The 11,432-nt window shown below is 70.3% G+C and carries 11 protein-coding genes; 9 read left to right on the top strand and 2 right to left on the bottom strand.

What is annotated here, in order from left to right; genetic code table 11:
- Nucleotides 1-15: 15 nt before the first annotated feature.
- On the bottom strand, nt 16-909 hold the full coding sequence (locus KME78_RS32625) for a dihydrodipicolinate synthase family protein (protein WP_219533244.1): 894 nt from the start codon (nt 907-909) through the stop codon (nt 16-18).
- 48 nt (nt 910-957) lie between these two features.
- Nucleotides 958-1,635, bottom strand: a complete 678-nt coding sequence (locus tag KME78_RS32620) for a GntR family transcriptional regulator (protein WP_219533243.1) — start codon at nt 1,633-1,635, stop codon at nt 958-960.
- A gap of 167 nt (nt 1,636-1,802) precedes the next feature.
- Between KME78_RS32620 and KME78_RS32615 the strand changes: the two genes are divergently transcribed.
- The 9 genes from KME78_RS32615 (at nt 1,803) to KME78_RS32575 (ending at nt 11,408) form a co-directional block, all read left to right on the top strand.
- Entirely contained in the window at nt 1,803-3,161 is a 1,359-nt protein-coding gene (locus KME78_RS32615; RefSeq protein WP_219533242.1) for an MFS transporter, read from the top strand.
- A gap of 134 nt (nt 3,162-3,295) precedes the next feature.
- Nucleotides 3,296-4,183: a hypothetical protein gene (locus tag KME78_RS32610; protein ID WP_219533241.1), complete on the top strand. Its 888-nt coding sequence runs from the start codon at nt 3,296-3,298 to the stop codon at nt 4,181-4,183.
- Nucleotide 4,184: 1 nt separating this feature from the next.
- Nucleotides 4,185-5,888 (top strand): outer membrane protein assembly factor BamB family protein, encoded by a 1,704-nt coding sequence (locus KME78_RS32605; protein ID WP_219533240.1) that lies wholly within the window; start codon nt 4,185-4,187, stop codon nt 5,886-5,888.
- Nucleotides 5,889-5,960: 72 nt separating this feature from the next.
- On the top strand, nt 5,961-6,509 hold the full coding sequence (locus tag KME78_RS32600; protein WP_308127224.1) for an RNA polymerase sigma factor: 549 nt from the start codon (nt 5,961-5,963) through the stop codon (nt 6,507-6,509).
- Nucleotides 6,502-7,611, top strand: a complete 1,110-nt coding sequence (locus tag KME78_RS32595; protein WP_219533238.1) for a hypothetical protein — start codon at nt 6,502-6,504, stop codon at nt 7,609-7,611. Before KME78_RS32600 ends, KME78_RS32595 begins: the two co-directional genes overlap by 8 nt.
- Nucleotides 7,612-7,656: 45 nt before the next feature.
- Nucleotides 7,657-8,418, top strand: coding sequence for a phytanoyl-CoA dioxygenase family protein (locus tag KME78_RS32590; protein ID WP_219533237.1), 762 nt, complete (start codon nt 7,657-7,659; stop codon nt 8,416-8,418).
- A 16-nt stretch (nt 8,419-8,434) separates the two neighbouring features.
- Entirely contained in the window at nt 8,435-9,391 is a 957-nt protein-coding gene (locus tag KME78_RS32585) for a phosphotriesterase family protein (RefSeq protein ID WP_219533236.1), read from the top strand.
- On the top strand, nt 9,388-10,590 hold the full coding sequence (locus KME78_RS67395; RefSeq protein WP_219533235.1) for a cytochrome P450: 1,203 nt from the start codon (nt 9,388-9,390) through the stop codon (nt 10,588-10,590). The genes KME78_RS32585 and KME78_RS67395 overlap by 4 nt, the downstream gene beginning before the upstream one ends.
- Nucleotides 10,587-11,408, top strand: a complete 822-nt coding sequence (locus KME78_RS32575; protein WP_219533234.1) for an SDR family NAD(P)-dependent oxidoreductase — start codon at nt 10,587-10,589, stop codon at nt 11,406-11,408. The genes KME78_RS67395 and KME78_RS32575 overlap by 4 nt, the downstream gene beginning before the upstream one ends.
- Nucleotides 11,409-11,432: the final 24 nt, after the last annotated feature.

Raw genomic sequence — 11,432 nt, 5'->3', positions numbered from 1 at the left:
CCATGGAGGCGCGCTTCATCCCGCGTGGGACGCCGACGCCGTCTCGGCCAGACGTGCGATGTGCTGCCGCTGGTCGGGGCCGATCTCGGGGGCGGGCATGCGGAGGGCGCCGGTTCCGTGACCCAGGTGGCTCAGCGCCAGTTTGATGCCTTCCACGGTGCCGCCCAGCGCGGCCAGCACCTCGTCCACCCGCGCCTGGGCGGAGCGTTCCACGGCGGCGTCGTCGCCGGTCACGGCGTCGGCGAGCATCGCGAACGGCTCGGGGAAGGCGGCCGACAGTCCGGACACGACTCCGGCGCCGCCGTGGCGGACGACCTCGGCGAGCTTGGTGTCCGCGCCCGACCACAGCCGAGCCTGCGACGGGAGCGCCGCGCGGTACTCCTCGAACCGCTCGGCCGCCAGGCCGCTCAGCTTCGCGCCGGCCAGCCCGGTCTCGGCGGCGATCATGGCGAATTCGGCGGGCTCGACCACCACGCCAGAGCGTTCGCTGAACAGGTAGCCGTAGACGGCGGCCGGGCCCGCGGCCGCCGTCACCGCGGCGAAGTGCCGGAGGACGGCGCCGGTGTCGGCGGGCAGGTAGTACGGAGTCAGCGTGGCCAGCCGGCGCGCCCCCAGGGAGACGGCGTCGCGGGTCAGCGCCACCGCCTCTCGGGTGGCCGCGGCGCCGACGTGCACCACGACCCGGTCAGGGCCGAAGACGGCCAGCGCGGTCTCGGTCAGCGTACGGCGCTCCGCACGGTCCAGCGCCGGGAACTCGCCGGTGGTGCCGCAGACGAAGACACCGTCGACGTGACGCGCGAGATCGGTGAAGTGCGCCTTGGTGGTGGCGTGGTCGAGCTCGCCCGCCTCGTCGAAGAAGGTGGGAACGGCGGCGAGGACCTCCGCCCGGCGTCGGGTATTTTCTGGCATGGCAAAGCCTCGGTTCGTCATGGGTGGCCGGCGGACGGGTGACTGGGGTCAGAAGGCGGGCTGCGGGCGCGGTCGCCCGCTCAGCGCCGCGCAGATCCGGCTGCAGGAGCCGTCGAGATGAGCGGTGAGCGCGGCCAGCGCGGCGTCGACGTCGCCCGAGCGGATGACATCCCTCAGGTAGACATGGTCGTCGGCGACGGGGACCAGGTCCCGGTCGGTGTTGGTGATCTCCAACACCGTCGCGAACAGCGGCCGGTGCAGCGCCCAGGTGGCGGTGAGCCAGCGATTGTCGCCGAGCGTGTAGAACCCGCTGTGGAAATCGAGGTCGGCCGCGGCGAACTTGGCGGCGTCGGCGGCCACGGCCGCGGACTGCATCTGGTCGAGCGCCTCGTCGATCGGGGCCCAGTCGGCGGCGTCGAGCCGCGCGATGGCCTCCCGGATGGCCAGGCTCTCCAGTGCGCCGCGCAGCGAGTAGAGCTCCAGGAGATCTTTGTCGGACAGCCCGCGTACGGAGACGCCCCGCTTGCGCGTCTCGACCAGCCCCTCGATCTCCAGCTGGCGAAGCGCGTCGCGGACCGGCCCGCGGCTCACCCCGAAGCGCTCCGCGATCTTGCCCTCGACCAGATGGGTGCCCACGCTCAGCTCGCCGCGCACGATGAGCGAGCGGAGCTGGACGAGCAGCTGATCTCCGAGCGGTGGATTGCGCAACGGATTGATGATCGTCACCAGCTCTCCTCCCGTGTTGTCCGCCCACGGTATCTCTGCTTACTGCAGACGGTCAACGTTAACCGATAACAGGTGACCGTTGACGGTTAACCGTTTCCCGAGACATAGTGTGCGACAACCGAATCCCTGCGGAAATGTTCAAAGCCGCCGGCAGAAAGGGAGGCGCCATGGTTGCGACCCTTCCGGAGACAGACCGCCGCTACGCCTGGAAGGTCACGGCATCCAGCTTCCTCGGCAACACGCTGGAGTACTACGACTTCCTCGTCTACGGGACGGCGGCCGCCGTCGTCTTCCCCAAGGTGTTCTTCCCCGACGCCAGCGGCTTCGTTGGCACACTCTCGGCCTTCGGCACGTTCGCGGTCGGCTTCCTCGCCCGGCCGCTGGGCGGGCTCTTCTTCGGCAGCCGCGGGGACCGGCACGGCCGCAAGTCCACCCTGATGATCACGCTCACCGTGATGGGGCTCAGCACCATCCTCATCGGACTGCTGCCGTCCTACGGGACGATCGGGATCTGGGCCCCGATCCTGCTGGTGGTGCTGCGGCTGCTCCAGGGATTCGCGGTGGGCGGCGAGTGGGGCGGCTCCATGATCATCGTGCTGGAGTCGGCACCACCGAACCGCCGAGGTTTCTTCAGCGCCTGGCCCAACACCGGCGGGTTCTCGGCGCAGATCCTCATCACGCTGATCTTCGCCTACGTCTACACGCTCCCCGATGATCAACTGCTGGCCTGGGGATGGCGGATCCCGTTCCTGCTGTCGGCGGCCGTCCTCGTCGTGACGTTCTGGATGCGGCGCACCCTGCGGGAGACCCCGGTCTTCACCGAGGCCGTCGCCGCCGCGTCGGCGGCGGGCGACGGGGGCGAGGCGGCCGCGAAGCCGGACCGCCCGGCTCGTGGTCCGATCCGTTCGATCTTCGTTGACGACTGGCGCAACCTGCTGCTGATCATCGGGCTGCGGTTCGCCGAGGCTCTGCCGTACTTCCTGCTCACGGTGTTCGCGCTGTCGTACGGCACGGGCACGCTCGGCCTGCAGAAGGGCCAGTTGAACAACGCGATCCTCGTCGCGGCCGTGCTCTCCTTCGTCAGCCATGGCGTGTTCGCCGCGATCTCCGACCGGATCGGGCGGCGGCCGGTCTACTTCTTCGGCGCGGTCGTGGTGTTCGTGATGGCGTTCCCGTTCTTCTTCATGCTGCGCAGCGGGTCGATGGTGCTGATCGTGCTCGGGTACGTGCTGGTGCTCAATCTCGGGCACAACGCCATCAACGCCATCCAGCCCGCGTTCTTCGCCGAGTTGTTCCCGGCGGATCGCCGCTACACCGGCGCCGCGGCGGGCCGCGAGATCGCCTCGATCTTCGCCGGCGGGCTGACCCCGTTCGTGGCCACGGCGCTGGCCGGATCGGACGGCAGCCGGTGGCCGCTGGTCGCCGCGTACGTCATGGTCGGTGCGCTGATCACGATGGTGGCCGTGTACAAGGCGCCGGAGTCCTTCCGCCGCGACCTCAGCGTCACGGGCACGACGGTCCGCTGACGGCGGGTGCTCGGCCGGCCGCGAAAGCGGCGGCACGGTCGAGTTCCGCGCGGAAGCGGGACAGAAGACGGCATGAAACGCGATGATGGGCTCGGACGTTTCCCGGCTTTTCCCCAAGCTGGAGAGGGCTGCCTATGCCCAGAGCTCGTCGTACAAAGCGGGACAAGTCCCCCGCGAGCGGCAAGAAGTCCCCCGAGTTGAAGCCGAACGAACCGAGCGAACCGGCCGGGGAAGGCGCGGGCGGGGCGAGACCGGGTCGAGCCGTGCTGGCGTGGGTGGCCGGGATCGTCGGCGCGGTGATCGTCGCGGCGGCCGGCGCCGTGTTCACCGGCTGGTTCGGCTCGCTCGGGCCCGGCGCCTTCGATGAGATCAGCCGAGAGGCGCCCGTCACGGCCGCCTATGTGAAGATCACCACGGACAATGTCGACCTCGCTCTGCGCGAGCCGGTGACCGCCGCGCAGGACCGGGCGATCCTGCTGGGCAGGCCCGACGAGGCGCAACACGAGGCTTTCCTGGAGCGCTACCGGGCCGCCCAGGTCGGGGCGACGAAGGTCATGGTCGTCCTGAACGGCAACCGCGCCGGCCTGCGTATCGCCGACATCAGACCGCGCATACTGACCCGCGAGCCGTTGCCCGACGGCGCGCTGCTGAGCCCCGCGAGCGCCGGCGAGCAGGGCACCATCGAGGTCGCGGCCGATCTCGACCGGGCGAAGCCGCGCTTCACCTCGGTCAAGGATCGCGACACCCCGTACTTCGAGACCAAGCAGATCGATCTGGTCCGGGACGAACGGGTGACGTTCATCATGACGCTCACCGCCTGCAAGGCGTACTACGAGTTCGAACTCGTGGCCACGGTCATCAGCAACGGCCGGGCCGAGCAGGTGGTGGTCCGCAGACCGGGCGGGCTCCCGTTCCGGCTGACCGGTCCCGCACGGGCTTACCGCACCGTGTACGACGAGTCCCCAATGGGTGGCTGGAGCGTCCGGAGCAAGCCCGGCAAGTACCGGATCGAGGGGTGCTGACGTGCGACGACTGGTCGGTCTGCCCCTGCTGGCGCTGGTGACCTGCTTGGCTCTCGTGTCCGACGCGCCGGCCGTCGTGCGGAAGGCGGTGGGCTGGCAGGCCGTGTGGTCGGCGGCGTTCGACAACCGCTCGTTCGGCTTGGCCGACAGCGTCTACGTCTCCAGCCACACCCTCGTGTCGTCCGAGCGTGCCCTCGCGGTGGCGCCGCCCCTGGGCCGGATCCTCATCCTCGACCCGGTCACGGGGCACGTCCTGAGCACCGTGCCGGGCGAACCCCGGCTCGGGGAGGTGCACGAGCTGTGGGTCGCCGACGAGGTCCTCGTCGTCCTGCGCGAGCAGCCCGGACGGACGGGAGACGAGTTCGAAGGTGTGCTCACCGGCTACGACCTGGCCACGGGGGAGCGGCTGTGGGGCTCGAGACTGGCCCGTGAAGCCGTGGTGACCCGGCGAGCCGTGGCCGCACTGACCGCGTCGGACGTCCAACTGCTCGACGCCAGGACCGGGGCGACCCGAGCGGTCATGCCCCTTCCGCAGGGCTGCACCGCGGCCGCGGCGGCCGCCGACGAGCTCGTCGCCGTGCTCGAACTCTGCGCGAACGACCGCGTCCACCTCGCCGCCGTGGATCCGGAGACCGGCCGGCCTCACTGGACCCGCGACCTGACGTACCGGCGGCCACAGCAGTGGCCACCGGACGACGAGGCGGACTCGCGAAGAAACGTGGGCGTGGCGACCGCCGCGGACGGAACCGTCCTTGTCCACCTCAACGACACCTCCTTCCTGTACGCGCCGGACGGCAGGCAGTTGCCCGCCGACCTCCATGCCGCCAACTGGGCATATTCCACCCGGTCGCCGATCGTCACGGGGGCTGGGGTCGTGGCCCACACGTCGATCCCGTACGGAGGTGGAGCAGGTCACGTTCAGGGAATCGATCCGGCCACCGGCGGCACCCGCTGGACCCGGGAGATACCGGGACTGACGTCGTTCATCGCGACGGGGGATCTGTTCGTCACGGAGGGCGAGAACTACCCTGGTCTGGACTTCTGGCCGCTGAACGCCTACCTGCTGGCCATCGACGCCGCCACAGGTGAGGCCAGCGAGCTGCCGTTGCCCGCCACCTACGGCGCCACCAATCTGGAGGGAGGCGTCGGGGGCCTGGTCTTCGTACGCACCCCGACGCAGGACGACGACAGCCGGGGCGTCAAGAACGGCACCCGGATCACCGCCTACCGCCTCGTCCGTGCCAACCGGCCCCCGGCGAACCCGCCCGGCGTCGCTCCGGCGGCGGACTGGCCGGACGCCTGCGGCCTGCTCACCGACCGCGACCTGAGCCCGCTGGCCCCGGGCTACCTCGCCAGCCCGCACGCGCGCACGCTGGCGGGCCGCCCGCTGCCCAAACCCGCCGTCTGCGACTGGATCCCGCCGACCGACAAGGGCGACGTCGTCTCCGTGTCCGTCGCCTGGACGGCGTCCTCGACGTCCGAGGCCCAGCGCCTGGCGGCCGAGGAGACCCGCTACGCGCTCGACGCCGTCATCAAGGGCCGTGACGGACCGGACATCGTGTACTACCAGCTGGGCCATCCCGCCGGCAACCAGTACGGGGCCCTGGTCAGCGTGGGACCGGTCATCACCAAGCTCGTGGCCTCCACACCGGAGACGGTGCGGCGGCTCGCGCCCAGATTGCGAGACAACCTGCGGACTCTTTGATCCGCGCACGTCCGGGCGTGAATCCGCGCGCGTGAAAGCATTCTCGCCGTCGCGGCAAGAATGGGTGTGATCGTGTACAAGACGCGTAGCGGGAGGGATCAGCCGGCGGTTCCGGCCGATCTCTTCGACCGCTACTACGCCGAGATCCACCGGTACATCGCCCGCCGCCTGCCCGTGGACGACGCCGAAGACCTGGCCGTCGAGGTCTTCGTCGCGGCACTGCGCGGCGGATACGACCCGGCCGTGGGGGAGGTCAGGCCCTGGCTGTACGGCATCGCCACCAACCTGGTCGCGCGGCACCGCCGTACCGAGACCACGCGGTGGAAGGCCCTCAGCCGCGCTGCGGAGCGCGAGTGGGACGGCCACGAGGACGCCGCACTGGATCGGGTGCTCGATCGGGTGGACGCCGCGCGCTTCACCGGCCCGCTCGCGGGGGCGCTGGCCGCACTGAAGCAGCGCGACCGAGACGTGGTGCTGCTGATCGTGTTCGGCGGTCTGAGCCACGCGGAGGTCGCCGCCGCCTTGGACATTCCCTATAGAACCGTCGCGTCCCGGCTCAACAGGGCACGCAAGCATCTGCGCGCGGCGCTCGGCGCGCTGAAGGAGGACCTCGATGGATGAGCTCGAACTGCTCGCCCGGGCGCTGCCCGACGCGCCCCCGCTCTCGCCCGACGCGGTCTCTCGGGCTCGCGCCCGCTTCGTCGCCAAGGGTGCGCGCGTCCGCCCCGCCACCGGTCGTTCCCGCCCGCGTGTGTGGGCGTGGACGCTGAGCGCGGCCGTGGCCACGGCCACGATGGTCATAGCCGTCACACTGGTGGCCAACCTGGTTTCCGCGCCTGCTCAGGTGCTGGTCCAGCCACGGAACAACGAGCTGCTCGCGCTGGCCGACCGGGTGGAGCGCCTGCCTCAACAGAGGGGTGCCTACTGGCGGGAGGTGATCATCACTGGTACACGGTTCTCAGCGGGCGGCTACGACCTGTTCGCGCGGCAGCGCCGTGAGCGAACGGTGCCGCTGGACACCGCGCAGAGATCCATACTGCAGGCCTCCACGCCGAGCGCGTTTCCGGCCTCCGCGGTAGACGAACGCGCATGGCGTGCGGCGGGCGCGCCGACCCGGATCAAGCTGCCCTGCTCCAAGGGCGGCACCCCCGCCGAGTGCGAACAGATGCGCATCACCGACCAGCTCCATGTCTGCGAATGGCACGACGGGGACGACGCTAAGGTAGGGGACCGCTCCGTCGCGGACCTCACACTCGCCGATCTGGCCGCCATCCCCGCCGACCGCAACGGCCTGCTCGCCAAGCTCCGCGACTACCACCGCATCTGGGAGGGCCGAGGGTTCAAGCAGCCGTTCGCGGACTTCGTGCCGCTCGCGGGCAATCTTCTGTCCATGCCGATCCGACCGCAGCTCCGTGCCGCGATCCTGCGCCTGCTGGCAGAGCTTCCCGGCACCAAGGTGTACGGCACGGCGACCGACCCGCTGGGCAGGCAGGCGTTGTCGGTCACGTTCACCCGTGACACCGGGCAGTCACAGTCTGTGGGATCGAAGTCGATCCCCACGCACTCGCGCACCTACCTGGACATGGAGACCGGCGCCGCGCTGGCCCAGACCAGCTGGGGCGGTTCCCGAGGCGACATCCTGACCTACTACGCCGCGCAGGCGCCCGGGACGGGGTGGACCACGAACCGGCCCACCCCGCCGAAGTCCTGCAAGGCCAAGTAATCAAGGCACTTACCAAGCGCTTGCTCAAGATGCCAGACTGGGGGCATGGAGATCCCCGTGCGCGCCGCGTCGGACGACGAGGCGGGCTTCTTTCAGGAACACGGATGGGTGCGGCTGCCCGCCCTGGTGCCCCCCGACGCCGTGGCCGAGCTCAGGCGGCGGGCGACCGGCTACCTCGCGGCGCGCGAGAAGCAGCGGCGGACACTGGTGGACCAGGCGTTCGGGCAGTCGCGTGACATCGCCGAGAGCGACGAGGCGTTCCGCGCGCTGGCGCTGAGCCCGGCCATGGGCGCCAACGCGACCCGGCTGCTGCGCGGCGTGGAGGCCGTGCGCGTGCAGGTCACGAACCTGCTCGTCAAGGAGCCGGGGGAGCACGCGGCGACCGAGTTCCACCAGGACTTCCCCTGGATGCCGATGGACCGCTCGGCGATGCTGACGGTCTGGCTGGCGTTGGTGGACGTGCCGGCGGACATGGGCTCGCTGCGTTTCTTCAATGGTTCGCACCGGTACGGAGTCCTCGGGCGGAGTTTCACCCGGGCGGGCGACGACCAGCTCAGCCAGCATCCGTGGATCAAGGAGCTGGAGCTGTCGCCACCCCTCGACCTCGTGGCGGGCGACGCGACCGTGCATCACACCCTGACCGTGCACGGAGCGCCCGCCAACCACCGCGACCAGCCGCGCCTGTCGTTCACCGTCACGTACTTCGACGCCGCCTCCCTCTACACCGGCACCCCGTACCAGCAGACGGACGGGCTCGGCCTAGAGGTGAACCGGCCGTTCGACCACCCGAGGTTCCCGTGCGTGTGACCGTGGAAGGGGGCACATGCCCGAGACCGTAAGAGGGCCGGTGGGCGAGCTGGGCGCCACGCTCATGCATGAGCACGTGTTCGGGCTCAGTCCGGAGATTCTCTGGAACTGGCCGGACATCCCGGAGAACTGGGACCTCGAACAGCGGGCGAGGGAAGCGGCGGCCAAACTGGACGACCTGCGGGCCGAGGGCATCGACACGATCGTGGACCTGACCGTCATCGGGCTCGGCAGGTACGTCCCCGCCGTCCAGCGGGTGGCCGAGCTGACCAGCGTGAACATCGTCGCCGCCACCGGCCTCTACACCTACGACGCCCTGCCCCCGTACTTCGGCAACCGGGGCCCGGGCTCGTTGTTCGGCGGGCCCGATCGGCTGGCGGAGTTCTTCGTGCGGGACATCGTGCACGGCATCGGCAGGACCGGGGTCAAGGCGGGCATGCTCAAGTGCGCCACCGACCATCTCGGCATGACCAAGGGGACCGAACGGGTGTTCCGGGCGGTCGCCGAGGCGCACCTGGAGACGGGCGTGCCCATCACCACCCACTCCCACAGCGCCTCCCAAGGTGGCCTGGCGCAGCAGCGGCTGCTCGGCGAGCTCGGCGTCGACCTCACCAGGGTCGTCATCGGCCACGCGGGCGACTCGACCGACGTCGCCTACCTGGAGGAACTCGCCGCCAACGGCTCCTACCTCGGCATGGACCGGTTCGGCATCGAGACGATCTCGCCGTTCGAGGACCGGGTGTCCATCGTGGCGACGATGTGCGAGCGCGGCCACGCCCGACAAATGGTGCTAAGTCACGATTCTTACTGCTTTAACGACCGGTTCGATGCCGACGTCGTACGGCAGCGGCACCCGAACTACCACCTCCTGCACATCTCCCGCGACGTCCTGCCCGAGCTGCGCAAGCGGGGCGTCACCGAGGAACAGATCCACCAGATGCTCGTCGACAACCCCCGGAGGATCTTCTCGTGAGCAACGGCATGATCGAGGACTTCGACGTCGGCTCGGACTGGCACGTCGCCGCGCCGTACGAGTTCCTCGCCGGGCTGCGCCGGGAGCGGCCGGTGTTCCACAGCGAGCACCTCGGCGCCTACGTGCTGACCCGGCACGCCGACGTGCGCGCGGCGTACGGCGACCCGAAACGGTTCTCCTCGGAGGGCTCGCTGACCATTTCCCGCAGCCTCACCCGCGAGACACGCGACAAGCTGGGCGAGCACGGCTCGTTCCTGTCGAGCTTCGTGGCCAACGTCGATCCGCCCGACCACACCAGGCTGCGGCGCTCGGTGTCGAAGGCGTTCACGCCCCGGGCGGTTTCGGCGATGGAGCAGCACTTCCGGCAGCTCAACGAGGACCTGCTCGACCGCGTGGCGCCGAAGGGCGAGGCCGACTTCGTCTCCGAGATCGGGCACGAGCCGTCGATCAAGCTGACCGCGCGGTTCATCGGGGTGCCCGAGGCGGACGAGGGGTTCGTGCAGGCTCATGTGAAGGACTGGTTCCAGCTCTTCCTGTCGCCGCAGCCGCCCGACCGGCAGCTCGAACTCGCCGACAGTTTCCTGACTTATCTGGATTACGTGGATCGGCTGGTCGCGTCCCGGGCCAAGGAGCCGCGCGACGACTTCACCTCGCTCATGACCTCGCTGATCGGCTCCGAGCTCAGCCACCGCGAGGTGGTGGAGCTGATCTCCACGATCCTGCTCGGCGGCAACGACACCGTGCCGAACCAGCTCGCCAACAGCGTCCTGCGCCTGCTGCGCGAGGACGCCTGGCCGGTCCCGCCGCCACTGATCCAGAACGCGGTCGAGGAGTGCATGCGCATCGACGGCGCCTCTCTCGGTTCGTTCCGGTATGCCGCGACGGATATTTCGCTACATGACGTGATAATTCCGGGAAAGTCGTTGGTGCTGCTCTCCACCGACTCCGCCGCCCACGACGAGACCGTCTTCCCCGACCCGGAACGGTTCGTCATCGACCGGCCCAACGCCGACGCCCACATGGTGTTCGGCTACGGGATCCACTTCTGCGTGGGCGCCGCGCTCGGCCGGCTGCAACTCCGCACCGCGCTCGACGTGCTCGGCCGCCGCCTGCCCGGCCTCAGGCTCGCGGACGAGCCGATCGTCTACCGCAAGTCGATCGTGGGACGGGGACTGACGGCCCTGAGGGTGACGTGGTGAGCGCCGCGCCGGGCCGCTTCGACGGACGGGTCGCCCTGGTGACGGGCGCGGGTTCGGGCATCGGTGCCGCCTGCGCGGCGCGCCTGGCCGCCGAGGGCGCCTGCGTGGGAGTCCTGGACGTGCACGCGGCCGGCGCCAAGTCGGTCGCCACCACGATCCGCGCCAAGGGCGGCACGGCCACCGCGCTCACCTGCGACGTGTCGGACGAGAAGCAGGTGGCCGGGGCGGTCGGCGACCTGATCGCCTCGTTCGGCCGCCTGGACGTCGTCCACTCGAACGCGGCCGCGCTCGGCCCCGGCACCTACGGCCGCGACCAGGACCTGGAGGACCTCGACGTCGCCGTCTGGGACCGCACGATGGCGGTGAACCTGCGCGGCGCCCTGCTCATGGTCAAGCACACGGCCCCCGCGATGGCCGACGGCGGCGCCTTCGTCCTCACCTCGTCGGTCTCGGGCCTGCTCGGTGACGTGGCGCACGTCGCCTACGGCACCTCCAAGGCGGCGCTGACCGGTTTCGTGCGCTACGTGGCCACCAAGTACGGCTCGCGCGGCATCCGCTGCAACGCCGTCGCCCCCGCCCTGGTCCTGACCGATGTGGCCGCTCAGGCCCTCGGCCGGGACCGGCTGGCCGACAAGGCGGCCGAGCGCCTGCTGCCCTGGGCCTGCACCCCGGAGGACGTGGCCGACCTCGTCGCCTTCCTCGCCTCGGGCGAGTCGCGGTGCATCACGGGACAGACCATCGTCATCGACTCCGGCACCCTCGCCCACCGCCCTGAGCACGCCCTGCGCCAATGGCGCGCCGCCGCTGAATCACTCTAGGGTGCTTGAAGCGGATCAAAGGGG

Origin of the sequence: Nonomuraea guangzhouensis, from assembly GCF_019396345.1 — a bacterium.
In the GTDB taxonomy this organism is placed as follows: domain Bacteria; phylum Actinomycetota; class Actinomycetes; order Streptosporangiales; family Streptosporangiaceae; genus Nonomuraea; species Nonomuraea guangzhouensis.
The sequence above is the reverse complement of the archived record's forward strand: the minus strand, read 5'-3'. Positions and strand labels throughout refer to the sequence as shown.